The 23394-nt window shown below is 61.5% G+C and carries 22 protein-coding genes; 17 read left to right on the forward strand and 5 right to left on the reverse strand.

Features of this window, described 5'->3' with window-relative positions:
* Positions 1-57 precede the first annotated feature (57 nt).
* Together GDV60_RS06415 and GDV60_RS06420 are read right to left on the reverse strand one after the other, a co-directional pair.
* Positions 58-1236: a DUF418 domain-containing protein gene (locus GDV60_RS06415; protein WP_159906649.1), complete on the reverse strand. Its 1179-nt coding sequence runs from the start codon at positions 1234-1236 to the stop codon at positions 58-60.
* Between the two features lie 2 nt (positions 1237-1238).
* Positions 1239-1835, reverse strand: coding sequence for a TetR/AcrR family transcriptional regulator (locus GDV60_RS06420; protein ID WP_159906651.1), 597 nt, complete (start codon positions 1833-1835; stop codon positions 1239-1241).
* Between the two features lie 253 nt (positions 1836-2088).
* Between GDV60_RS06420 and GDV60_RS06425 the strand changes: the two genes are divergently transcribed.
* The gene (locus GDV60_RS06425; protein ID WP_029296308.1) at positions 2089-2274 is read left to right on the forward strand and encodes a hypothetical protein; all 186 of its coding nucleotides are present in this window, start codon (positions 2089-2091) and stop codon (positions 2272-2274) included.
* Positions 2275-2321: 47 nt separating this feature from the next.
* Here the strand turns inward: GDV60_RS06425 and GDV60_RS06430 are convergent, their stop codons facing one another.
* On the reverse strand, positions 2322-3947 hold the full coding sequence (locus tag GDV60_RS06430; RefSeq protein ID WP_070994766.1) for a glucan biosynthesis protein D: 1626 nt from the start codon (positions 3945-3947) through the stop codon (positions 2322-2324).
* A 1043-nt stretch (positions 3948-4990) separates the two neighbouring features.
* Between GDV60_RS06430 and GDV60_RS06435 the strand changes: the two genes are divergently transcribed.
* The 16 genes from GDV60_RS06435 to GDV60_RS06510 all read left to right on the forward strand — a co-directional run bounded on the left by GDV60_RS06435 (position 4991) and on the right by GDV60_RS06510 (position 21838).
* The gene (locus tag GDV60_RS06435; protein ID WP_029300194.1) at positions 4991-5701 is read left to right on the forward strand and encodes a tellurite resistance TerB family protein; all 711 of its coding nucleotides are present in this window, start codon (positions 4991-4993) and stop codon (positions 5699-5701) included.
* A 147-nt stretch (positions 5702-5848) separates the two neighbouring features.
* On the forward strand, positions 5849-7471 hold the full coding sequence (locus GDV60_RS06440; protein WP_092233910.1) for a methyl-accepting chemotaxis protein: 1623 nt from the start codon (positions 5849-5851) through the stop codon (positions 7469-7471).
* Entirely contained in the window at positions 7471-7992 is a 522-nt protein-coding gene (locus tag GDV60_RS06445) for a chemotaxis protein CheW (protein ID WP_159906652.1), read from the forward strand. Before GDV60_RS06440 ends, GDV60_RS06445 begins: the two co-directional genes overlap by 1 nt.
* Positions 7992-9257 carry a CheR family methyltransferase gene (locus tag GDV60_RS06450; RefSeq protein WP_070996170.1) on the forward strand — a complete coding sequence of 422 codons (1266 nt, stop codon included), beginning with the start codon at positions 7992-7994 and terminating at the stop codon, positions 9255-9257. The genes GDV60_RS06445 and GDV60_RS06450 overlap by 1 nt, the downstream gene beginning before the upstream one ends.
* Entirely contained in the window at positions 9254-9952 is a 699-nt protein-coding gene (locus GDV60_RS06455; protein ID WP_159906653.1) for a chemotaxis protein CheW, read from the forward strand. Before GDV60_RS06450 ends, GDV60_RS06455 begins: the two co-directional genes overlap by 4 nt.
* Positions 9949-12246 carry a hybrid sensor histidine kinase/response regulator gene (locus GDV60_RS06460; protein WP_159906654.1) on the forward strand — a complete coding sequence of 766 codons (2298 nt, stop codon included), beginning with the start codon at positions 9949-9951 and terminating at the stop codon, positions 12244-12246. Before GDV60_RS06455 ends, GDV60_RS06460 begins: the two co-directional genes overlap by 4 nt.
* Positions 12243-13253 (forward strand): chemotaxis response regulator protein-glutamate methylesterase, encoded by a 1011-nt coding sequence (locus GDV60_RS06465; protein WP_029300181.1) that lies wholly within the window; start codon positions 12243-12245, stop codon positions 13251-13253. Before GDV60_RS06460 ends, GDV60_RS06465 begins: the two co-directional genes overlap by 4 nt.
* Before the next feature lie 51 nt (positions 13254-13304).
* A complete protein-coding gene (locus GDV60_RS06470; RefSeq protein ID WP_029300179.1) occupies positions 13305-14306 on the forward strand; it encodes a diguanylate cyclase domain-containing protein in 1002 nt (333 codons plus the stop codon).
* A 236-nt stretch (positions 14307-14542) separates the two neighbouring features.
* A protein-coding gene (gene prfB / locus GDV60_RS06475) for a peptide chain release factor 2 (RefSeq protein ID WP_104911704.1) occupies positions 14543-15638 on the forward strand; the annotation gives its coding sequence in 2 pieces (ribosomal slippage) (positions 14543-14614 and positions 14616-15638; 1095 coding nt in all).
* Between the two features lie 94 nt (positions 15639-15732).
* Entirely contained in the window at positions 15733-17235 is a 1503-nt protein-coding gene (gene lysS / locus GDV60_RS06480; protein ID WP_029300176.1) for a lysine--tRNA ligase, read from the forward strand.
* Positions 17236-17343: 108 nt separating this feature from the next.
* The gene (locus GDV60_RS06485; RefSeq protein WP_029300174.1) at positions 17344-18060 is read left to right on the forward strand and encodes a TetR/AcrR family transcriptional regulator; all 717 of its coding nucleotides are present in this window, start codon (positions 17344-17346) and stop codon (positions 18058-18060) included.
* A gap of 155 nt (positions 18061-18215) precedes the next feature.
* Complete coding sequence (locus tag GDV60_RS06490; protein WP_159906655.1) at positions 18216-18764, forward strand: hypothetical protein; 549 nt, start codon at positions 18216-18218, stop codon at positions 18762-18764.
* A 21-nt stretch (positions 18765-18785) separates the two neighbouring features.
* A complete protein-coding gene (locus tag GDV60_RS06495) occupies positions 18786-20063 on the forward strand; it encodes a flavohemoglobin expression-modulating QEGLA motif protein (RefSeq protein ID WP_029300170.1) in 1278 nt (425 codons plus the stop codon).
* A 133-nt stretch (positions 20064-20196) separates the two neighbouring features.
* A complete protein-coding gene (locus GDV60_RS06500; protein WP_159906656.1) occupies positions 20197-21111 on the forward strand; it encodes an alpha/beta hydrolase in 915 nt (304 codons plus the stop codon).
* Complete coding sequence (locus GDV60_RS06505; protein ID WP_029300165.1) at positions 21108-21434, forward strand: hypothetical protein; 327 nt, start codon at positions 21108-21110, stop codon at positions 21432-21434. The genes GDV60_RS06500 and GDV60_RS06505 overlap by 4 nt, the downstream gene beginning before the upstream one ends.
* 98 nt (positions 21435-21532) lie before the next feature.
* The gene (locus GDV60_RS06510; RefSeq protein ID WP_159906657.1) at positions 21533-21838 is read left to right on the forward strand and encodes a hypothetical protein; all 306 of its coding nucleotides are present in this window, start codon (positions 21533-21535) and stop codon (positions 21836-21838) included.
* 92 nt (positions 21839-21930) lie between these two features.
* On the opposite strand, the gene GDV60_RS06515 is transcribed toward GDV60_RS06510, so the two are convergent.
* Together GDV60_RS06515 and GDV60_RS06520 are read right to left on the reverse strand one after the other, a co-directional pair.
* Positions 21931-22713 (reverse strand): OmpA family protein, encoded by a 783-nt coding sequence (locus tag GDV60_RS06515; protein ID WP_029300161.1) that lies wholly within the window; start codon positions 22711-22713, stop codon positions 21931-21933.
* A gap of 54 nt (positions 22714-22767) precedes the next feature.
* Positions 22768-23193 (reverse strand): DUF4398 domain-containing protein, encoded by a 426-nt coding sequence (locus GDV60_RS06520; protein WP_029300159.1) that lies wholly within the window; start codon positions 23191-23193, stop codon positions 22768-22770.
* Between the last annotated feature and the right edge of the window lie 201 nt (positions 23194-23394).

Here is a 23394-nt window from a genome sequence, read left to right on the forward strand (position 1 = left end):
CCCACCGCTGATCACGGTGGGTTTGTGCCTGTCGCCGGGGAGTGACGATCCTGGTGTTTATTGGCTGCGCCGCCAGTTCGGCCAGGCCAGTAGCGTCGCGGCGCGCAACAACCACTCGAACGGCCCATAGGGGTGGCGGCGTAGCCAGTGCGCGCTCAGCCACATTTGCAGGATAAAAATCGCCGCCGCCATGGGCAACAGCAACCAGGGTTCGACCTGGTTGATCCAGCCAGCGCCGTAGCCGGTGAACAACAGCCCGAGCAGCATCGATTGCATGAGGTAATTGCTCAAGGCCATCTTGCCCAGCGGCGCCAGGCGCGCGCACAGCCTGGCGCCGGCGGTGGTGTTGAACAGCGCCAGCATCAATAGGCAATAGGCAGTTGTCAGCAGCGGTGCCGTCAGTTGGCCGAGGCCGAAGGCAAAGGTTTCCAGGCCGCCGCCCGGTTTGTAAGCGGCGGTCAGGGCGTAGACCAGCGCTCCGAGCAGGCCCAGCGGGGCAGTGATTAACAGCAGGCGCCGGGCACGGGGATCCCAGGCCTGTGGCGACGCCAGCCACTGCTGTCGCCCGGCGGCGTAGCCGAACAGGAACATCGCCAGCGCGCTGGGGCCCTGCAATAGCCATAACGCAGGCACCGTGGCCCACACCTCCCGGCTATGAAATTGCAAGGTCTGCAGGGCACCGGCGGAAAACGCCGCGAGTTTTGCCTGGCCTTCGCCATGAGCCGTGCCGACCCATTCACCTCCCAGCCCCTGCAACAGACCCAGCACCATCCACAGTGCACAGGCGACCACCACCAGGCCGATTGCCCACCGCCGGGCGCGGGCCGCTGACAGGTTGCGGGCGGCCAGCAGCACCAGGCCCAGCAGGGCATAAGTCGAGAGAATCTCCCCGTAGTACAACAGGGCTCCATGGACCAGGCCCAATGCCAGCAGTGCCAGTTGCCGGCGCAGCATGCGCGGGACGAAGGCGGCCTCGGCGCGCTCGGCGGCAGCCATTTGCAGGGTGAAGCTGTAGCCGAACAGGAAGGAAAACAGCAGGTAGAACTTGGTCTCGAACAACAATGCCACCAGCAACCGCACCCCGTGATCGAGCACGCTGGCGTAGGCCGGATTGCTGGCCGTCGAGGCGTAGAAGGGATCGGCAAAGGCCCAGATATTGACGCTGAGGATGCCGAACAAGGCAAACCCGCGCAGCGCATCGACCTGGACCAGGCGCGCATTGGCTGTTGCTGGCATGTTCAACGCCCCTGCAGCAGGTGAACCACCAGGCCCTGCAGGACCGTGGTCTGCTGTTCGGGGTGAAAGTCCGGGTCGGCGGCCACGCGGGCGAACATGCCATCGATCAAGGCGGCCAGCCAGTTGGCCGCGTCGGGCACGCTCAATGCGGTGTGCAATTGCCCGGCCCGGTCGGCGGCCCTTACCAGTGCTTCCAGGCCGTCACGCAAGGAACGGTCATTGGCCTTTACCAACCGCGCCACGGCTTCGTCGCGATGACCCAGGGCCGAGATCTCCAGCGCCAGGCCAGCATAGTGGCGGTCGCAGGCCAATTGGCAGACCTGATCGAGGAAATCCAGCAACTGCGCCATTGGATCAGCCGCCTTGGCCAGCGGCGCCATGGCCTGTTGGATCTCGGCACCTTCGCGGGCCACCAGCGCCAGCAACACCTCGTGCTTGCTGGCGAAATAGTGGAACAGATTGCCCGCGCTCATACCGGCCCGGGCGCAGATATCAGCGGTGCGCGTGGCGACAAAACCGGCCTCGGCAAAGCACTGGGACGCCGCATCCAACAGGGCCATGCGTTTGCTTTCGCGTTGTTGGGGATCACTGGTGCGCATGCCGGCCTCATTGATTAATTGAGTAGTCAGTCAATTTATGAGGCGTAAGAATTTTCCGCAAGCTTTTTGCTTCAATCGAATTATTTAAGTGAATACTCTAAAAAAATCTCACAGGCGCCAGGATAGTTTCTACGCTTGAAGTAAGGCGGCTTCTGGCCCAGGAAGTCAGTCTGTTTGCTCGCTGAGGCATTGCACTTCGCGGACAGGGTTATGGGCATTTGGAGTTGTTGTTTATTACACGGAGAAACATTCCATGGCCAAGTCCATTGGTGTAACAGGGGTTCTGGTGCTTTTTTTCAGCCGCAGGCTGTCGTTGCATGGCCGTCGGTTGAGCTCGGATGAGGCACAACTGCTGGAGCAATACCGCGCGTTGACCGAAAACGATCAAGTTGCAATGCGCTACTTGATTGGCGCGATGAAAAGCATTTCACGCTTTTGACCCGGCCACGGCGTTCCCACGCACTCAGTGCGTGGGAACGTTTGGCATCAGCTGTACTTGCGTTTGTCCGGTGCGGGTGGGAAGTACTGGTACAACCAGGTTTCACTCAAGGTCCGGTCATTGGTGCGAATGAACAGGCGCATTTCCACCGGCTCCACGCTGTCGCTGGTCGGGTACCAGTCGAAGAGGATGCGGTAGCCCTTGATGTCATCGAGCACCAGCACACTGAAATCTTTCACTTCGCCATGGGAGCAGGTCACCACTGGCTCGATGCCGGTGCCTGCGGGCAGACGGTCCAGGCCACCACCCTTGAAATCCACGGCAAAACGGCGGGCCCAGACCGGCGGGTAGTGCTCGCCCGGTGCCCAGCCTTCGGTGAAACCGCCCATGCCGGAACGGGTGGCATTGACCTGCGCCAGCGGCGTGCTGACCGGGGGCAGGGCGCTCCAGTAGAGCTTGTAGCCAAAGTTCAGGGAGTCGCCGGCGGCCACCGGTTTCTTTGGGGTCCAGAAGGCGACGATGTTGTCCATGGTCTCGCCGGTGGTAGGGATTTCCAGCAGGTCGACAGAGCCTTCGCCCCACGCAGTGGTCGGTTCTACCCACAGGCTCGGGCGCTTGCTGTACCAGTCGACAGTGTCCTGGTAGCTGGCAAATTCATGGTCGGTCTGTACCAGGCCAAAACCTTTCGGGTCTTTATCGGCGAAGGCATTGAATTGCAGCTTGGCCGGGTTGTTCAGCGGGCGGCAGATCCACTCGCCGTTGCCGCGCCACATCGCCAAGCGGTCGGAATCGTGGATCTGCGGGTGAATGGTGTCGCACATGCGCCGCTCATGGGTGCCGCAGCTGAACATGCTGGTCATGGGCGCGATGCCCATCTGCTGGATCGCAGTCCGCGCGTTGATATGGGCGTCGATGGCCATCACCACCTGGGTGGCCTGGCAATCGATGTCGAAGCGGTAGGCGCCAGTGGCGCTCGGCGAGTCGAGCAGGGCGTAGACCACGAAACGGGTGCTGTCCTTGTCCGGCGTCTCGAACCAGAACTGGGTGAAGTCGGGGAACTCTTCGCGTTTGCTGGCGTAGGTATCGATGGCCAGGCCGCGTGCCGAAAGACCGTACTGGCCTGTGTTATCCACCGCACGGAAATAGCTGGCGCCGAGGAAAGACACTACATCGTGGCGGTCCAGCTCCGGGGCCTTGAACAGCTTGAAACCGGAAAAGCCCAGGTCGCCCTTGAGCTGCTGGGTATCGACCGTGGTTTTTTCATAGTTGAACAGCGATGGACGGAAATGCACCTCCCGCGCCTGACGGGTCTTGGGGTCGACACTGTGCATGCGCACCGGGGTCTTGAAGCCCATGCCGACGTGGAAAAACTGCACGTCCAGCTGGCCTTTGAGGTCTTTCCACAACGAATGATTGGCGTCGTAGCCAATGGCATTGAAATTCTGCGGGGTCATCGTCGCCAAGGTCGGCGGCAGCACCTGGCGCGTGTCCTGATACTGTTTGCCAGCCAGTTGCTTGGCTTGCAGCTTGAGCCAATCGAAGTCGAACGCCTTGGCGTCGCCATCGGCTGCACGATTCCCGGCCCAGGCCTGAGCGGCGAGCAGGCCACTGGCCGACAGTCCGGTGTAGGCCGCGATGGCCATGGACGCTTTGAGCAAATTCCTGCGGTGCATAAATACAACCTGTGGTGAGCAATCCCGTGCCGTTCCTGGCGCGTGCTGGATCAGAAATAACGGTTCGGACATGCCTTCGGCCAAACGCAACGGACAGTAAACAGATGCCAGATAGCTTAAGGGGTTCGGTGGGGAAGGAAAATTGATTGATAGCGGGATGATGGCGTTGCATGTGAAACAAGACGTGTCAGCAGGGGGGGGGCCTGTAGAGGAGTACATATCCGTTGCTGCGGTCATGGCGGCTTAGGGTTCCGCCCTTACGGCGGGTCACTTTGGAAAAGCCCCAAAGTAACCAAAGGGCTCTTGCCCCACCACTCGGTGCCTCGCCTAGGCTCGGCATGCCCGCAGTCAGGCATTGCTCCGTGGGCCCGCCGCGATCGGCCATCCATGGCCGTGTCGCGGCTACCCCGGCATCCTGCCGGGGTGCCCACTGCGCAATACCTGCCTGCGGCCATCGTGGTTTGACGGGGCGCCTAAGATCAAAAGCCAGATCAAAAGCAGAGCAACAGCAGAGCAACAGCAACAGCAGCGCCAGAGCGCGGAGCTGTATTCTCCTGTGGGAGCAGGCAAGCCAGCTCCCACAAGGGGTACGCGCACGCTTCAACGATCAGGTCGGCTGTCAGGCCGCCTCGCTCTGCTTGTGATTTTGATCTTAGGCGCCCCGTTAAACCACGCTGGCCGCAATCCGATATTGATTTGGGGGTAAACCGGCAGGACGCCGGTTTAGCCGCGCTGGGCCATGGATGGCCCATCGCGGCGGCCCCCAAATCAATGTCGGATTACGGGCATGCCGAGCCTAGGCGAGGCACCGAGTGGTGGGGCAAGAGCCCTTTGGTTACTTTGGGGCTTTTCCAAAGTGACCCGCCGTAAGGGCGGAACCCTAAGTGGCCGTAACCGCAGCAACGGATATGTACCCAACCCCAACCCCAACCCCACCCCCAGTTGAGTTACATCTGGAAGCACTCTATATCCAGGAATATTGGCACTTAGTTTTACGCTGACAGCCTATTAAACCTATGAACCCAAGTTTCTGGAGGCTATGAATGAATACCCGTGGATTGCTTGATCAGTTGCTCAAGTCCGGCCAGGACATGCTGCAAAAAAAGGCGGGCGGTCAACGTAAAGGCGATGACAAAGGCGCACTGGGCGGCCTGCTCGGCGGTGGTGGGCTCGGCAGTCTGTTGGGCGGCGCGGGTGGCGGGGCGTTGGCCGCCGGGGCCATGGGCCTGCTGCTGGGCAACAAAAAAGCCCGCAATTTTGGCGGTAAAGCCCTCACCTATGGCGGTCTCGCAGCACTAGGCGTAATTGCCTACAAGGCCTACGGCAACTGGCAGGCACAACAGGCCGGCGCACCTAAAGGCGAACCACAGACCCTCGACCGCTTGCCACCGGCCCAGGTCGAGCTGCACAGCCAGGCAATTCTCAAGGCCCTGGTGGCCGCGGCCAAGGCCGATGGCCATGTGGACGAGCGCGAGCGCACCTTGATCGAAGGTGAGTTCGTCAAGCTCGACAACGACCAGGAGCTGCAACACTGGCTGCATGCCGAGCTCAACAAACCCCTGGACCCTGCCGATGTAGCCCGCGCCGCCAGCACCCCGGAAATGGCCGCCGAAATGTACATCGCCAGCGTCATGCTGGTGGACGAGGAAAACTTCATGGAGAAGTCCTACCTCGACGAACTGGCCCGCCAGCTCAAGTTGGAACCGGGGCTTAAGACGGAACTGGAAAAACAGGTACGCCAAGCCACGCTCTGACCCGCCCCGCACAAAAACACACCCCGCAGCCGGACAGGTTGCGGGGTGTTTTTGTATTCCTTGAGACTTGGGCCACAACCCATTGATAAATGATGGCACGGCCTCAGCTATACTCCCCGGCATTTGATCGGCCCTCGAGGAAATACTGTGAAGAACTGGACCTTGCGCCAACGCATATTGGCGAGCTTTGCGGTCATTATCGCCATCATGCTGCTGATGGTTGTGGTCTCGTATTCACGGTTGCTGAAGATCGAAACGAGTGAAAACTCGGTGCGCGACGACGCCGTGCCGGGGGTGTTTTTCAGCTCGATGATCCGCAGCGCCTGGGTCGACAGCTACCTGCAGACCCAGGAATTGATCGGTTTGCGCGAGCACCAGGGCATTTCCGATGCTGACCGGCAGGATTACAAGACGTTCGAGGCGCGCCTGGAGCAGCATATGGCCAGTTACGTCAAGACCATCAATATCGACCAGGATCGTACCGAGTTCGACACCTTCGAAACCCTGCACCAGAAGTACAACCAGGTGCTGGCCCAGGTGCTGGAACTGCACCAGGCCAACAAGGAGGCCGAGGCCGTCAAGATGTTCGACGAGCAACTGACCCCGGCCTGGACCGCAGGCCGTATGAAGCTCAACGACATCATCAACGAGAACAAAAAAGTCGCGGATGACGCCACCGCCGCCATCGATGACGCCGTGGCCGCGGCGAAAATCAGCATGGGCGTTTCGCTGCTCCTCGCGATCCTCGCCGCCGCCCTGTGCGGGCTGCTGCTGATGCGCGCGATCATGGCGCCGATGAAACGCATCGTCGATATCCTCGAAACCATGCGTACCGGCGATCTGAGCAAGCGCCTGAACCTGGACCGCAAGGACGAGTTCGGTGCCGTCGAGACCGGCTTCAACGACATGATGACCGAACTCACCGCCCTGGTCTCCCAGGCCCAGCGGTCGTCGGTACAGGTCACCACGTCGGTGACCGAGATTGCCGCCACCTCCAAGCAGCAACAGGCCACCGCCACTGAAACCGCCGCCACCACCACCGAAATCGGTGCCACTTCGCGGGAAATCGCGGCCACGTCCAAGGACCTGGTGCGCACCATGACCGAAGTGTCCACCGCTGCCGACCAGGCCTCGGTGGCCGCCGGTTCCGGCCAGCAAGGCCTGGCCCGCATGGAAGAAACCATGCACTCGGTGATGGGCGCCGCCGATCTGGTGAACGCCAAGTTGGCGATCCTCAATGAGAAGGCCGGCAACATCAACCAGGTGGTGGTGACGATCGTCAAGGTGGCCGACCAGACCAACCTGCTGTCCCTCAATGCCGCCATCGAGGCCGAGAAAGCCGGTGAGTACGGACGCGGCTTTGCCGTGGTGGCCACCGAAGTACGGCGCCTGGCAGACCAGACCGCCGTGGCCACCTACGATATCGAGCAGATGGTGCGCGAGATCCAGTCCGCCGTATCGGCTGGGGTAATGGGCATGGATAAGTTCTCCGAAGAAGTGCGTCGCGGCATGTTCGAAGTGCAGCAAGTGGGCGAGCAACTGTCGCAGATCATCCACCAGGTCCAGGCCTTGGCGCCGCGGGTGCTGATGGTCAACGAGGGCATGCAGGCCCAGGCCACGGGTGCCGAGCAGATCAACCATGCGCTGGTGCAGTTGGGCGACGCCAGCAGCCAGACCGTGGAGTCGCTGCGCCAGGCCAGCTTTGCCATTGATGAATTGAGCCAGGTTGCGGTGGGTTTGCGCAGCGGCGTGTCGCGTTTCAAAGTCTGATGAGTGATCCAGCGGCGAAACGCGGCGTGGCGGCGGCAGCCAAAAAAGCCTTGTTCCTGGTGTTTCATATCGGCAGCGAGCGCTACGCCCTCAAGGCCACGGAAGTGGCCGAGGTGTTGCCGCGCCTGCCGCTCAAGCCCATCGCCCATGCGCCGGTGTGGGTCGCCGGGATCTTTGCCCATCGCGGCAATATGGTGCCGGTGATCGACCTCAGCGCCCTGACCTTTGGTACGCCGGCCCAGGCCCGCACCAGCACACGGCTGGTACTGGTCAACTATCGTCCAGAGGCTTGGCTGGAGTCGCGCTGGCTGGGGCTGATCCTCGAACAGGCGACTGACACCCTGCGCTGCGATCCGGCGGATTTCCAACCCTATGGCCTGGACAATCGCCAAGCGCGGTACCTGGGGCCGGTGCGCGAAGACGAGCAGGGCCTGACACAGTGGATCGGCGTCGCCGACCTGCTCACCGCCGAGGTCCGCGCCCTGCTGTTTGCCCCCGACCTGACTGCTGGGGAGGTGTAATGAGCAATGACCAACGCTTTTTCGACTTCCTCAAGGAGCGAATCGGCCTGGATGTCGCCTCGGTGGGCGAGGCGATTATCGAGCGCGCCGTGCGCCAGCGCAGCCAGGCGTTGCAGGGGCTGAGTGCCGATCAGTACTGGCAGCGCCTGCAAACCAGTGGCGATGAACAACAGGCGCTAATCGAAGCGGTCATCGTCCCCGAGACCTGGTTTTTTCGTTATCCCGAATCCTTTGCCACCCTGGCGCGGCTAGCGGTGGCGCGGCTGGGCGAGATCAAGCACATGCGCGCCCTGCGCATCCTCAGCCTGCCGTGCTCCACCGGTGAAGAGCCTTATTCCATCGCCATGGCCCTGCTCGATGCGGGCCTTTCGCCTCACCAGTTCAAGGTGCAAGGCATGGACGTCAGCCCACTGTCGGTGGAGCGGGCGCGACGTGGGGTGTATGGCAAGAATTCTTTCCGTGGCCAGGACATCGAGTTTCGTGAGCGGCATTTCAGCGCCGAAGAGGATGGCTACCGTGTCTGCGACCGGGTGCGTGAACAGGTGCGTCTGCAGGTGGGCAACCTGCTCGATCCGCAGCTGTTGGCCAACGAGCCCACCTATGATTTTGTGTTCTGCCGCAACCTGCTGATCTACTTCGACCAGCCGACCCAGAAGCAGGTATTTGAAGTGCTCAAGGGCCTGACCCATGTCGACGGCGTGCTGTTTATCGGCCCGGCCGAAGGCAGCCTGCTGGGACGCCTGGGCATGCGCTCGATTGGTGTGCCGCAGTCATTTGCCTTCAGCCGTCATGCCGAAGCCGTACCCGATCCGGTCTACATCCCCGTAGCGCCTCCGGCGCCCCAGCGCAGCGCCGCGCCGATTCCGAGCAAGCCCCGACCCTTCAGTGCATTCGCGGCGCCGGTGGTGCCGATCAAGCCTGCGCCCGTGCACTCGGATGCGGCGCAGCTGCTCGGTCAGATCGCGACCTTGGCCAATGAAGGCAAAAGCCTTGAGGCCCGCGCTGCCTGCGAGCGTTACCTGCAAAACCATCCACCGGCGGCCCAGGTCTTCTACTGGCTGGGCCTGCTCAGTGACGTGGCGGGTAGCGCCCTCGAAGCCCAGGGGTATTATCGAAAAGCCTTGTACCTGGAACCCCAGCATCCGCAGGCCTTGATGCACCTGGCCGCGCTGCTCGAATCCCAGGGCGATACGGCGGGGGCGCGGCGCTTGCAAGCCCGTGCTGCCCGCAGCGAGCGAGCCGCTGACAGTGAGCGTAAACGATGAGTAGCTCTGCATCCCCGGATACCGACCTGGACCTGACGGTTGCCGATACCCAGGCTATCGATGATTGCTGGAACCGCATTGGGATCCACGGCGACAAGTCCTGCCCGTTGCTGGCCGAGCATATCCACTGCCGCAATTGCGCGGTGTATTCCGCAGCCGCCACCCGCCTGCTGGATCGTTATGCCTTGGCGCAGCAAGACCATCGTCATGCCGTCGCCGCGCAGGCCGATGATGAGGTCGCCACCCGTTCATTGCTGATGTTCCGCTTGGGCGAGGAGTGGCTGGGCATCGCCACCCGTTGCCTGGTGGAAGTAGCGCCCCTGCAGCCGATCCATTCCTTGCCCCACCAGCGCTCCCGGGCGCTGCTCGGGGTCGCCAATGTGCGCGGTGCGCTGGTGGCCTGCCTGTCCCTGGTGGAGCTGTTGGGGCTCGACAGCACCGCCGGCGGCCCCAGCGGTGGACGGATCATGCCGCGCATGTTGATCATTGCCGCGCACGATGGCCCGGTGGTGGTGCCGGTGGACGAAGTGGATGGCATCCACGCCATTGATGAGCGCACCCTCAAAGCGGCATCTGCGTCCGGCACCCAGGCCAGTGCGCGCTATACCCAGGGTGTGTTGCAGTTCAAAGGCCGCAGCCTGCGCTGGCTGGACGAGGCGCAACTGCTGTCTGCCGTGACCCGGAGCCTGTCATGACCCCCGACCAGATGCGCGACGCCTCGCTGCTGGAACTGTTCAGCCTGGAAGCCGATGCCCAGACCCAGGTGCTCAGCGCCGGCTTGCTGGCCCTGGAGCGCAACCCGACCCAGGCCGACCAGCTTGAAGCCTGCATGCGCGCGGCGCATTCGCTCAAGGGCGCGGCGCGGATTGTCGGGGTCGACGCCGGCGTCAGCGTTGCCCACGTGATGGAAGATTGCCTGGTCAGCGCCCAGGAAAGCCGCTTGTACCTGCAACCCGAACATATCGACGCGTTGTTGCAGGGCACTGACCTGCTGATGCGCATTGCCACACCGGGCAATACCGTGGGCCCGGCCGATATCGAGGGGTATGTGGCGCTGATGGAGCGCTTGCTGGACCCCTCGCAACCCACGGCCAAAGTGGTTGCACCGCCGCCTGTGCCGGAGCTGCTTGCGCCGCCGCTGCCGTCCCTTGAAGAATCGCTGCTGTTGCCCCCGGAACCAGAGGCCGCGCCGCCCCTGGGCAGTGAAGCGCCGCGCCAGAACAAGCGCATGACCGAAGGCGGCGAACGGGTCTTGCGGGTCACGGCCGAGCGCTTGAACAGCCTGTTGGACCTGTCCAGCAAGTCCCTGGTGGAAACCCAGCGACTCAAGCCGTACCTGTCCAGCCTGCAACGCCTCAAACGCATTCAAAGCAACGGCGCCCGGGCCCTGGACAACCTCGATGGCCAACTCAAGACCCTCGACCTGAGCCTCGAAGCCCAGGAAGCCCTGGGCGATGCCCGCCGCCTGCTGGGCGAAGCGCAGTTGCTGCTGGCAGAAAAGACCGCCGAGCTCGATGAGTTCGGCTGGCAGGCCGGCCAGCGTGCCCAGGTGCTGTATGACACGGCGCTGGCGTGTCGCATGCGGCCGTTTGCCGATGTACTGGCGGGGCAGGTGCGCATGGTGCGTGACCTGGGCCGCAGCCTGGGCAAGCAGGTGCGTCTGGAAATCGAAGGCGAAAAGACCCAGGTGGACCGCGATGTCCTGGAAAAACTTGAAGCGCCGCTGACCCATTTGCTGCGCAATGCCGTCGATCACGGCATCGAAATGCCCGAGCAGCGCCTGCTGGCGGGCAAGCCGGCCGAGGGCCTGATCCGCCTGCGCGCCTCGCACCAGGCTGGCCTGCTGGTGCTGGAACTGAGCGATGACGGTAACGGCGTCGATCTGGAGCGCCTGCGCGCCAGTATTGTCGAGCGTAATCTGTCGCCGCTGGAAACGGCCTTGCGCCTGAGCGAAGAGGAATTGCTGACCTTCCTGTTCTTGCCGGGCTTCAGCCTGCGCGACAAGGTCACTGAGGTCTCCGGGCGCGGCGTTGGCCTGGATGCGGTGCAGCACATGGTCCGCCAATTGCGCGGCGCGGTGGTGCTGGAGCAGACGGCGGGGCAGGGCAGCCGCTTTCATCTGGAAGTGCCGTTGACCCTGTCGGTGGTGCGCAGCCTGGTGGTGGAAGTCGGCGAAGAAGCCTACGCCTTCCCCCTGGCCCATATCGAACGCATGTGCGACCTGGAGCCCGACGAAATCGTGCAACTGGAAGGCCGCCAGCATTTCTGGCACGAGGGCCGGCATGTCGGCCTGGTCGCGGCCAGCCAGCTGTTGCAGCGCCCGCCCGGGCAGACCAGCCAGGACACCCTCAAGGTTGTGGTGATCCGCGAGCGCGAAGCGGTGTACGGGATTGCCGTGGAACGCTTTATCGGCGAGCGCACCCTGGTGGTGTTGCCGCTGGATGATCGCCTGGGCAAGGTGCAGGACATTTCTGCCGGCGCGCTGCTCGATGACGGTTCAGTGGTGTTGATCGTCGATGTCGAGGACATGCTGCGCTCGGTGGACAAGTTGCTCAACACCGGCCGCCTGGAGCGCATTGCCCGACGCGCCCAGCAAACCGTCGAGGCTGCGCGCAAGCGCATCCTGGTGGTGGATGACTCACTCACCGTGCGCGAACTGCAGCGCAAGCTATTACTTAACCGTGGATATGACGTGGCGGTCGCCGTCGATGGTATGGATGGCTGGAATGCTCTGCGCTCCGAAGACTTCGACCTGCTGATCACTGACATTGATATGCCCCGCATGGACGGTATTGAATTGGTCACACTGTTGCGCCGTGACACTCGCCTGCAGTCGCTGCCGGTGATGGTGGTGTCTTACAAGGATCGCGAAGAAGACCGGCGTCGTGGCCTGGATGCCGGCGCCGACTATTACCTGGCCAAGGCCAGCTTCCATGATGACGCCCTGCTTGATGCGGTGGTGGAACTGATTGGAGGGGCACGCGTATGAAGATCGCCATCGTCAATGACATGCCCCTGGCGGTCGAGGCATTGCGCCGGGCCTTGAGCCTCGAACCGGCCCATGAGGTGGTGTGGGTCGCCACTAACGGCCTGGAAGCCGTGCAGCGCTGCGCCGAGTTGACCCCGGACCTGATCCTGATGGACCTGATCATGCCGGTGATGGATGGGGTCGAGGCGACCCGGCAAATCATGGCCGAGACGCCATGCGCTATCGTTATCGTTACGGTGGATCGCCAGCAGAATGTCAGCCGCGTCTTCGAAGCCATGGGCCATGGCGCCCTGGATGTGGTGGACACCCCGGCGCTGGGGGTTGGCGATGCCAAGGAGGCGGCCGCGCCCTTGTTGCGCAAGATCCTCAATATTGGCTGGCTGATCGGCCAGCGCGGCAGCCGGGTGCGGGCGGAACCGGTGCCCGCACGGGGGACCGGCAAGCGCCAGAGCCTGGTGGCGATCGGCTCTTCGGCAGGCGGTCCGGCGGCGCTGGAAATCCTGCTCAAGGGCTTGCCTCGGGACTTTGCGGCGGCCATTGTGCTGGTGCAGCATGTGGACCAGGTATTCGCCGCGGGCATGGCCGAGTGGCTGAGCAGTGCCTCGGGCCTGCCGGTGCGCCTGGCGCGTGAGGGGGAGCCCCCGCAGAGTGGCGTGGTGTTGCTGGCCGGCACCAATCATCATATCCGGCTGCTGAAAAACGGCACGCTGGCCTACACGGCGGAGCCCGTAAACGAAATTTATCGGCCGTCCATCGACGTGTTTTTCGAGAGCGTCGCCAGCCATTGGAACGGCGATGCCGTCGGCGTCTTGCTGACCGGCATGGGACGCGACGGAGCCCAGGGACTCAAATTGATGCGTCAGCAGGGCTATCTGACTATCGCTCAGGATCAGCAGAGCTGTGCAGTTTACGGCATGCCCAAAGCGGCAGCGGCGATTGATGCCGCTGTTGAGATTCGCCCATTGGACAGAATTGCGCCACGATTGCTGGAGGTATTCGCAAAATGACCGATATAACTCGCTGTCCTGGCCTGCACGTAGTAACTCAGGTGACCGCAAATGAATGATTTACAGCTCGACGACTTCAAGACCGACGAAAACGCCGCCATGGTGTTGCTGGTGGACGACCAGGCGATGATCGGCGAAGCCGTGCGGCGCGGTCTGGCCCATGAGGACAATATCGACTTCCACTTTTGTGCCGACCCCCACCAGGCGATCTCCCAGGCGATCCGCATCAAGCCGACAGTGATCCTCCAGGACCTGGTCATGCCCGGGCTGGACGGCCTGACCCTGGTGCGCGAATACCGCAACCACCCGGCGACCCAGAACATTCCGATCATCGTGCTCTCCACCAAGGAAGACCCGCTGATCAAGAGCGCCGCATTTGCTGCAGGGGCCAATGATTACCTGGTGAAACTGCCGGACAACATCGAGCTGGTGGCGCGTATCCGCTACCACTCGCGCTCCTACATGACCCTGCTGCAGCGGGACGCGGCCTATCGCGCGCTGCGGGTCAGCCAGCAACAGTTGCTGGACACCAACCTGGTCCTGCAACGCTTGATGAACTCCGATGGCTTGACCGGGCTGTCCAACCGCCGGCATTTCGACGAGTACCTGGAACTGGAATGGCGGCGTGCCATGCGTGACCAGACCCAGCTGTCGTTGCTGATGATCGACGTGGATTTCTTCAAGACCTACAACGACAGCTTCGGGCATCTGGAAGGTGATGAAGCGTTGCGCAAGGTGGCAGCGACTATCCGCGATGCCAGCAGCCGCCCTTCGGACCTGCCGGCGCGCTACGGGGGCGAGGAGTTTGCCCTGGTGCTGCCCAATACTTCGCCGGGTGGTGCGCGGTTGGTGGCCGAGAAACTGCGCCAGGCCGTTGCCGCGCTGAAGATCCCGCACATCGCACCTTCTGACGGGGCAAGCCTGACCATCAGCATTGGCCTGGCGACCATGACGCCGCTGCTGGGCACCGATTGCCGGCAGTTGATCTCGGCGGCGGACAAGGGGTTGTACCTGGCCAAGCATAACGGGCGCAACCAGGTGGGGATCGAATAACCCGCAGAACACCGCCAACCCAATGCAGGAGCTGGCTTGCCTGCGATGGCGTCGCCTCGGTCTACTTGATACACCGAGGCGTCTGCATCGCAGGCAAGCCAGCTCCCACATTTGCTCTTTATCGGTCTGTGGATATCACACAAACCCCGCCTTTTCGGCCAAGCGGACTGCCGTTTCCGGCCTTTTGCCGTTATACTCGCCGGCTTTCAAAAGTTCGCCAACGAGTGCTGCCCGCCATGGAAATCAACCCGATCCTTAACACCATCAAGGACCTGTCCGAGCGCTCCGAAACTATTCGGGGGTATCTTTGACTACGATCAAAAGCATGAGCGTCTGACCGAAGTCAATCGCGAGCTTGAAGATCCGGCTGTCTGGAACAAACCTGAATACGCCCAGGAACTGGGCCGCGAGCGCGCTGCGCTGGCGCAGATCGTCGACACCCTCGACGAATTGAACACCGGTCTGGGCGACTGCCGCGACCTGCTGGACATGGCCGTCGAAGAAAACGACGAAGGCGCAGTGGGCGATGTCGTCGCCGAGCTGGCCCGTCTCGAGGACAACCTCGCCAAACTCGAATTCCGCCGCATGTTCAGCCACGAAATGGACCCGAACAACGCCTACCTGGATATCCAGGCCGGTTCCGGCGGCACCGAAGCCCAGGACTGGGCCAACATCCTGCTGCGCATGTACCTGCGCTGGGCTGACAAACGCGGTTTCGAAGCAACCATCATGGAACTGTCCGCCGGTGAAGTCGCCGGTATCAAGGGCGCGACCGTGCATATCAAGGGTGAATACGCCTTTGGCTGGCTGCGGACCGAGATCGGCGTTCACCGCCTGGTGCGCAAGAGCCCGTTCGACTCCGGCAACCGTCGCCACACCTCGTTCTCTGCAGTGTTCGTCTCGCCAGAGATCGACGACAAAGTCGAAATCGAGATCAACCCGGCCGACCTGCGCATCGACACCTACCGCTCCTCCGGTGCCGGTGGTCAGCACGTAAACACCACCGACTCGGCCGTACGTATCACCCACGTACCGACCAACACCGTGGTCAGCTGCCAGAACGAACGTTCCCAGCACGCCAACAAGGACACCGCCATGAAAATGCTGCGGGCCAAGTTGTACGAGCAGGAGATGCAGAAGCGCAACGCTGCTTCCCAGGCGCTGGAAGACACCAAATCGGATATCGGCTGGGGTCACCAGATCCGTTCGTATGTGCTCGATGCGTCGCGGATCAAGGATCTGCGCACTAACATCGAACGCAGCGATTGCGACAAGGTGCTCGACGGCGATATCGACGAATACCTGGAAGCCAGCCTGAAGTCAGGCCTGTAATACGCTGACAAACCGCGATCCCTGTAGGAGCGGGCTTGCCCGCGATCCCCGGCCGCAGGCCTGGGACAACGAACCAGATGGAATATTTAAAGACATGAGCGACCAACAACTCGATCCGCAGGCCCTGCAACAGGAAGAAAACTCTCTGATCGCCCTGCGCAAGGAAAAGCTTGCTGCCGAGCGCGCCAAGGGTAACGCCTTCCCCAACGACTTCCGCCGCGAAAACTACTGCGATGCCTTGCAGAAGCAGTACGCGGACAAGACCAAGGAAGAGCTGGCAGAAGCTGCGATTCCGGTCAAGGTTGCAGGTCGCATCATGCTCAACCGTGGCTCGTTCATGGTGATCCAGGACATGACCGGGCGCATCCAGGTCTACGTCAACCGCAAGACGCTCTCGGAAGAAACCCTGGCCTCGGTGAAAACCTGGGACATGGGCGACATCATTGCCGCCGAAGGCACCCTGGCCCGTTCGGGCAAGGGCGACCTCTACGTGGAAATGACCAACGTGCGCCTGCTGACCAAGTCGCTGCGCCCGCTGCCAGACAAGCACCACGGCCTGACCGACACCGAGCAGCGTTATCGCCAGCGCTACGTCGACCTGATCGTCAACGAAGAAGTGCGCCAGACTTTCCGTGTGCGTTCGCAAGTGATCGCACACATCCGCAGCTTCCTGATGGCACGTGACTTCCTCGAAGTCGAGACGCCGATGCTGCAGACCATTCCGGGCGGCGCGGCAGCCAAGCCGTTCGAAACCCACCACAATGCCCTGGACATGGAAATGTTCCTGCGCATCGCCCCGGAGCTGTACCTCAAGCGCCTGGTGGTCGGTGGCTTTGAGAAAGTGTTCGAGATCAACCGCAACTTCCGCAACGAAGGTGTCTCGACCCGTCACAACCCAGAATTCACCATGTTGGAGTTCTACCAGGCGTACGCCGACTACGAAGACAACATGGACCTGACCGAAGAACTGTTCCGCGAGCTGGCGCAGCTTGTTCTCGGGACTACCGACGTGCCGTACGGCGACAAGGTATTCCACTTCGGCGAGCCGTTCGTGCGCCTGTCGGTGTTCGATTCGATCCTCAAGTACAACCCTGAGCTGACCGCTGACGACCTCAACGACATCGACAAGGCCCGTGCCATCGCCAAGAAAGCCGGGGCCAAGGTCCTGGGCTTCGAAGGCCTGGGCAAGCTGCAGGTGATGATTTTCGAAGAACTGGTGGAGCACAAGCTGGAACAGCCGCACTTCATTACCCAGTACCCGTTCGAAGTGTCGCCGCTGGCCCGTCGCAACGATGACAACCCGAACGTCACCGACCGTTTCGAGCTGTTCATCGGTGGTCGCGAAATCGCCAACGCCTACTCCGAGTTGAATGACGCCGAAGACCAGGCTGAGCGCTTCATGGCTCAGGTGGCTGACAAGGACGCCGGTGACGACGAAGCCATGCACTACGACGCCGACTTTGTTCGCGCGCTGGAGTACGGCATGCCGCCAACGGCTGGTGAAGGTATTGGTATCGACCGTCTGGTGATGCTGTTGACCAACTCACCGTCGATCCGCGATGTGATCTTGTTCCCGCATATGCGGCCACAAGCGTAGTCTTAGCGAATGCCGAAGCCGCCTTTTATAAGGCGGCTTTTTTGTGTGGCCTGTACTAACGTCAAGCGTACGGCGCCAGACTTTTGTTGAGTGAGAGGACGATCTTTCGTGAAGCGCGTAATGGCTCAAGAAGGCGCCGCTGGCATCGCTGCCGCCGTGGCAGAGAGTGTTCAGTACCAGGGCCGCAAGGCCAGCCGCCAGGGCAGCGAGCAGCGTCGCCAGGATATTCTCGACGCGGCCATGCGTATTGTCGTGCGCGATGGCGTGCGGGCCGTGCGCCATCGGGCGGTGGCGGCAGAGGCCGGTGTGCCGCTGTCGGCCACCACCTACTACTTCAAGGATATCGACGACCTGCTCACCGACACCTTTGCCCAGTATGTGGAGCGCAGTGCCGCGTTCATGGGCAAGTTGTGGGTGCGCAACGAAGGCTTGTTGCGAGAAATGGTGGCCTACGGAGATGGCAGTGCCGAGTCGCGCTCGCAACTGGCCGATGATATTGCGCGGCTGACCGCCGATTACGTCCTGCGCCAACTGCTTAACCGTCGCGAATACTTGATGGCCGAGCAGGCGTTTCGCCAGGAGGCCTTGTTGAACCCGCGCCTGGGCGAGCTGGTCCGTTCTCACCAGCAGATTTTGTTGCAGGGCACTTGCCAGTTTTTCCAGGTGCTGGGTTCCCGTGAGCCGCAACAGGATGCCAAAGTGTTGACGGCGATTATCAGTCGGATGGAATATCAGGGCCTGCTGTTCGAGCCCGAGGCGCTGACCGGTGAAGAAATGCTCGAGATTCTCAAACGTTACATGCACCTGGTCCTGGCCTCGGTCTGAGGTTTTAGCAGCACTATGGACCTGCCCATGTAGGAGCGAGCTTGCTCGCGAAGGGCGTTAACGATGACGCGGGGAATCTGACTCCCCGCGTTGCCCTCAGGCTTTTCGCGAGCAAGCTCGCGCCTACAGAAGATCGCTCATTGCTGGAGTGTCCGATGAAAGCTTGGCGTGTACTGGTAGTCGCAATGTCGTTCCTGTTGCTCAGTGGTTGCTTGGTGACTTTCAAGGAGCCCTTGCCGGCCAGCGAGGCTGCGCCTGAGGCGCTGTTGGGCAAGTGGGCCAGCAAGAACGCTTGGGGCGAACCGCTCAACCTGCAGATCAGCCGCGCGGGCGAGCGTCGCTACAAGGCGGTGAGCACCTCGCAGATTGAACCGGTCAAACGCGACGAATACCTGTTCAGCGTGTCCCGCCACGGCAACCGCTGGTACCTGTCGGCGCCGCTGCCGGACAAGCTCGGCGGGCACTTTATCCTGGCCGGCTTCGAATTCAATGATGCCCGCGAACTGCTGGTCTATAACCTCGATCCCGAGGCGATCAACCAGGCCATCGCGCAGAAAATCCTGGCGGGCAGCAGCGTAGAGACGGTCGAGGGCGACGGGACATTGGTCGACAGCCCCATGAATCAGGTCCTGGCTTACCTGGATGATCCGGCCAACGCCGATGTGTTTGTCGAAGCCGTGCGCTATCAGCGCGTGGGCAAATAACGTTTAAAGAGGAAGCACCGGGTGGACGATTACCAGCAGACGATACGCACCTTGTCCGATCGCATTGTGCTGGCGCAAACACCGATTCGCGTCCTCGACGCTGTGAAGTGGGACGACAACATTCGCAAGGGCTTCCTCCAGGGCAAGGGCAAGCACATGCCGGCGGTGGACCGCGATTATTACCTGAACCGGCCACTGTCGTTCGATTCGAGCAAGGTGAAGCTGGAGTTCCAGAACATCGAGCGCGATATCACCCGCCAGTTGGGCCAGTTCAATCCGGTCGGGCAGATCATGCGGCGCATGTGCAAGGAATACCGCATGGTGGTGCGCATGCTCGAAGCCCGTGGTACCGAGGACTTCGGCCTGATTTCCCAGGAGCTGTACGGCGCCGCGTCCGATGCATTCCATGCCGGCGACCCGACCCTGGCCGACCTGGGCCTGATGCTTTCCGACTACCTGAACAACATCGACGGGCGTGGCGACCTCAAGGACGAAGCCAAGACCTTGACCGCCAAGGACGCCGTGAGCCTGCTGCAAAGCCGCCTGAACAAGGTGTTTGGCGAGGCCGAGGAAACCATCCGCGTATTTGAGTCCGACGGCATCGTGGCCGACGCAGCGGCGGGGGCCGACTACATCAAGATCCGCGCCGATGCGATGTTCAACGAGCGCGATGTGCGGGCCCTGGAAGTCCACGAGGGGCTGGTCCACGTGGGTACCACCCTCAATGGCCAGAACCAGCCGATCTGCACCTTTCTGTCCAAGGGGCCACCGTCGTCGACCGTGACCCAGGAAGGCCTGGCGATCCTGATGGAGATCATCACCTTCGCCTCCTACCCCAGCCGCCTGCGCAAGCTGACCAACCGCACCCGTGCGATCCATATGGTGGAAGAGGGCGCCGATTTCCTGCAGGTGTTCGAGTTCTTCCGCGAGCAGGGCTTTGAAATGGCCGAGAGTTACGGTAATGCCAGCCGGGTATTCCGCGGCTCGACCCCGACGGGCCTGCCGTTTACCAAGGATTTGTCCTATCTCAAGGGCTTTATCATGGTCTACAACTACATCCAGCTGGCCGTGCGCAAAGGCAAGTTGGAGCAGGTACCGCTGTTGTTCTGCGGCAAGACCACCCTGGAAGACATGCGCACCTTGCGCCAGTTGGTGGACGAAGGCCTGGTGGTGCCGCCTAAATACCTGCCGGACCAGTTCCGCGACATGAACGCGTTGTCGGCGTGGATGTGCTTCTCAAACTTCCTCAACCACCTGAGCCTGGATCGGATCGAGGCGGATTACTCCAACATCCTCTGACCCACCCCATCAACTGTAGGAGCCGGCTTGCCGGCGATAGCGATCCGCCAGACAAGGCTGTATCACGGGTAGACTGCGATCGCCGGCAAGCCGGCTCCTACAGTGTCCTCACCCACTTACGAGGTTTCAACGGATGAGACTGCTCGCCATTCTATGCCTGCTTCTGACCCTCAATGGCTGCAGCTCGCTGTTGTTCTACCCCGAGCCCGGCCTGCCCTTTACCCCGCAACAGGCGCGCCTGGAATACCGTGACGTCACCCTGACCACCGCCGACGGCGTGCAACTGCGGGCCTGGTGGCTACCGGCCAAGCCCGGCGTGCCGCTCAAGGGCACGGTGCTGCACCTGCACGGCAACGGTGGCAACCTGTCCGGGCACCTGGGGGGCAGTTGGTGGTTGCCGGCCCAGGGCTATCAAGTGCTGATGCTGGACTACCGCGGCTATGGCGTATCGCAAGGCAAACCTTCGTTGCCGGCCATCTACCAGGACCTGGATGCCGCTTTCCAGTGGCTCGACCAGGCGCCCGAAGCCCAGGGCCAGCCGCTGGTCGTCCTGGGCCAGAGCCTGGGCGGGGCGTTGGCGGTGCATTACCTGGCGGCTCACCCTGCGCGCCAACCCCGGCTCAAGGCGCTGGTGCTGGACGGGGTGCCTGCCAGTTATCGTGATGTAGGGCAATTCGCCCTGAGTACTTCCTGGCTAACATGGCCGTTTCAGGTGCCGTTGTCATGGCTGGTGCCGGACGCCGACAGCGCGATCCACGGCATGCCACAGCTGACCGACGTGCCGAAACTGCTGTTCCACAGTCTGGATGATCCGATCGTGCCGCTTTCCAACGGCATCCGTCTGTATCAAGCTGCGCCGCCGCCCAGGGTGCTGCAACTGACCCGGGGTGGGCATGTGCAGACCTTTGCCGACAAGACCTGGCAAACCGTGATGCTGCGCTACCTTGACGACCCGCAGCATTTCAATGGCCTGCGCCGCCTGGGGGAGATCCCCAATTACCCGGCGGCCGCCAATCCTCAAGTTGAACCATCAGAGAGCCCGCAATGAGCGAAGAACGCAACATGATCCCCCTGATCCTCACCGGCATCGGCACCATCATCGGCACCGTGGGTTGCCTGTGGTACTACGGTTACCTGCACTTCGCCAAGCCCGAGGATGCGTTGCTGCTCAGCGACTACACCATGCTCAAGACCGTGCCCGGCGAAGACTATAAAGTCTCCCTGACCCCGGCACCCCAGGTGGCGCAATGCGTTGATGGCGTGCTGGTGTTGTTCGACACCGAGCAAAAGGGGCTGACGGGTGTGCTGGTAAACAGCAAGAAGCAGGCAGTGCGCTGCATGGGCCAGGAAACCCCGCAGTTGGAGCAGTAAGCAAACCGGTAATTTTTGGAACCACATCCTGTATGAAGCCACTGATTGGGGGGTCAGCACTGCTGACAAGCAACCCTTAAATTATGTGGAGTATCGCGATGAGTATTGGTGGAATAGGCGGTTCAAGCGGCTTTGGTAACTTTGGCGGCGGCGGTCTTGGTGATTCCGGCAACATGGTCGGCAAGGACGTGGGCGGCGCTCAGCAGCAGGGCAAAACGGATCCTGAAGCCTTGAGAAAGCTCCTGGAGATGCTGTTGGCCAGTGCCGGTGGTGCAGGCGGCTCTCAGGGCGCCGGCGAAGGGGATGAGCAAGACTCGCCACGCAAACAGATGAATGGCGAAAAACAGCAGGGTATGCAGAACATGATGCCGCAGGAGAACAACAATCCGGTCAACTTCGGCTAACCGCAAGCAACCGGTCGGCAGGTGTTTTTTTTGCAAAAAAAAGCCCTGCCTGGAACTCAGGCAGGGCTTTCAGACCGGTAGACGTCAGGCGGTTATTGCACCGAAGAACGTGGCTTGACCGGCTGGTTGTCGTTGGAGATGGTCACTTCAACGCGACGGTTCATGGCACGGCCCGAAACGCTGCCGTTATCGGCAATCGGGTATTCCTTGCCATAGCCTGCGGTCACGATGCGGCTTGGGTTAACGCCCATCTTGATCAGCGCAACCTGTACCGAAGTGGCACGGCGCTCAGACAGGGTCTGGTTGTAGGCCGCGCTGCCGGTGCTATCGGTGTAGCCTTCGACGATTACTTTGCGATCCGGGTTTTCCTGGAGGAATTGCGCCAGTTTGTTGATGTTCATCAGACCGCTGGATTTCAGGTCGGCCTTGTTGGTAGCGAACAGCACGTCACCGAAAGTCACCAGGGTGCCGCGTTCGGTCTGCTTGGCATTCAAGCTGTTTTGCAGTTGCTTGATCTGCGCGTCACGGGCCTCGAGCAAGGCGCGGGCACGTTCGTCACCGGCATTTTTCAGCTTGGCTTCGGACTCGCGCAGGGCGATGGTGTCCTTGGCGACTTCAACGCGCTGGTTGGTCAGGTAGGCCAGTTGGTCGACCTTCTTCTCGTCTTCCTTGTCGCGGTAGGCCTTGTCGGCCTTGTCCAGCCATTCGCTAGCGTCCTTGGTTTCCAGGGCGGCGATTTTGGTCGCTTGCGGGTTGGCTTGCAGGGCCGAGAAATTGGTCCGTGCGTTTTCCAGGTTGGCGTTAGGCGGTGTGGAGCAGGCCGCCAGTGCAACGCTCATCGCCAGCAGGGCAGGGATCATCAATTGTTTACGCATAATGGTGTCGTCCTTTCAATTCGATTTCGGGTGCGATGCAAACAAGGGCGCTGCTTACTTCTGCTGGATCACAGCAGGACGCATGCCTTCGTTACGCAGCTCCTGAACAGCCTTCTGGGAATCCTTGAGCGCCAGATCAGCCTTGGCAGCCTGGGCCTTACGCTCTGCAACGCGAGCGTCCCACTCAGCCTGTTCGGCCAGACGACGGGCTTCGTCGTACTTCTTGTCATGCATGGCCAGCTCGGCTTGCTTGAGCTTGTCCTGGGCAGCTTTCATTTCCACGGCAGCGTATTCGGTACCGCCAGCGCTGACGGCGCTGTTCACGGCCGATTGGGTCACCGCGTACTGCTCGGTCGGCGGGTTGCCGGCGCAGCCCGCGAGGACGAAGCTGGTGCCGATTGCCAACGCGGCCAATTTAAGCCCGCGCAGGTGGTTAAACGAGGATTTGGCAGTGCTGGTCTTCATCGTCTTCAACTCCATTGGATAACTCCTGAAAAACATCAAATCCATCTACGGTGTTCAGCGTCTGCGTTTTGGCGGTGAAGCTCAGTTTGCCTTTTCAAACGCCTGTTCCAAGTGATGGCTTACTGGCTGTGACCCGAGGCTTTTTTGAATAGTTCAGCCAAAGATGGCGATTTGCCCGAAAAAACATCTGAACAAATCTGACTGAAGGGTCAGCGT

The sequence above is a fragment of the Pseudomonas sp. DTU12.1 genome (assembly GCF_009873475.1).
Lineage (GTDB): Bacteria > Pseudomonadota > Gammaproteobacteria > Pseudomonadales > Pseudomonadaceae > Aquipseudomonas > Aquipseudomonas proteolytica.

What these genes read in the sequence shown, in the direction of transcription:
- GDV60_RS06455 (WP_159906653.1), top strand. Translation starts at nt 9,254, where the DNA reads ATGAGTAGCTCTGCATCCCCGGATACCGACCTGGACCTGACGGTTGCC.
- GDV60_RS06460 (WP_159906654.1), top strand. Translation starts at nt 9,949, where the DNA reads ATGACCCCCGACCAGATGCGCGACGCCTCGCTGCTGGAACTGTTCAGC.
- GDV60_RS06515 (WP_029300161.1), bottom strand. Translation starts at nt 22,713, where the DNA reads ATGCGTAAACAATTGATGATCCCTGCCCTGCTGGCGATGAGCGTTGCA.
- GDV60_RS06435 (WP_029300194.1), top strand. Translation starts at nt 4,991, where the DNA reads ATGAATACCCGTGGATTGCTTGATCAGTTGCTCAAGTCCGGCCAGGAC.
- GDV60_RS06510 (WP_159906657.1), top strand. Translation starts at nt 21,533, where the DNA reads ATGAGTATTGGTGGAATAGGCGGTTCAAGCGGCTTTGGTAACTTTGGC.
- GDV60_RS06465 (WP_029300181.1), top strand. Translation starts at nt 12,243, where the DNA reads ATGAAGATCGCCATCGTCAATGACATGCCCCTGGCGGTCGAGGCATTG.
- GDV60_RS06430 (WP_070994766.1), bottom strand. Translation starts at nt 3,947, where the DNA reads ATGCACCGCAGGAATTTGCTCAAAGCGTCCATGGCCATCGCGGCCTAC.
- GDV60_RS06420 (WP_159906651.1), bottom strand. Translation starts at nt 1,835, where the DNA reads ATGCGCACCAGTGATCCCCAACAACGCGAAAGCAAACGCATGGCCCTG.
- GDV60_RS06450 (WP_070996170.1), top strand. Translation starts at nt 7,992, where the DNA reads ATGAGCAATGACCAACGCTTTTTCGACTTCCTCAAGGAGCGAATCGGC.
- lysS (WP_029300176.1), top strand. Translation starts at nt 15,733, where the DNA reads ATGAGCGACCAACAACTCGATCCGCAGGCCCTGCAACAGGAAGAAAAC.
- GDV60_RS06520 (WP_029300159.1), bottom strand. Translation starts at nt 23,193, where the DNA reads ATGGAGTTGAAGACGATGAAGACCAGCACTGCCAAATCCTCGTTTAAC.
- GDV60_RS06470 (WP_029300179.1), top strand. Translation starts at nt 13,305, where the DNA reads ATGAATGATTTACAGCTCGACGACTTCAAGACCGACGAAAACGCCGCC.
- GDV60_RS06415 (WP_159906649.1), bottom strand. Translation starts at nt 1,236, where the DNA reads ATGCCAGCAACAGCCAATGCGCGCCTGGTCCAGGTCGATGCGCTGCGC.
- GDV60_RS06490 (WP_159906655.1), top strand. Translation starts at nt 18,216, where the DNA reads ATGAAAGCTTGGCGTGTACTGGTAGTCGCAATGTCGTTCCTGTTGCTC.
- GDV60_RS06425 (WP_029296308.1), top strand. Translation starts at nt 2,089, where the DNA reads ATGGCCAAGTCCATTGGTGTAACAGGGGTTCTGGTGCTTTTTTTCAGC.
- GDV60_RS06505 (WP_029300165.1), top strand. Translation starts at nt 21,108, where the DNA reads ATGAGCGAAGAACGCAACATGATCCCCCTGATCCTCACCGGCATCGGC.
- GDV60_RS06445 (WP_159906652.1), top strand. Translation starts at nt 7,471, where the DNA reads ATGAGTGATCCAGCGGCGAAACGCGGCGTGGCGGCGGCAGCCAAAAAA.
- GDV60_RS06500 (WP_159906656.1), top strand. Translation starts at nt 20,197, where the DNA reads ATGAGACTGCTCGCCATTCTATGCCTGCTTCTGACCCTCAATGGCTGC.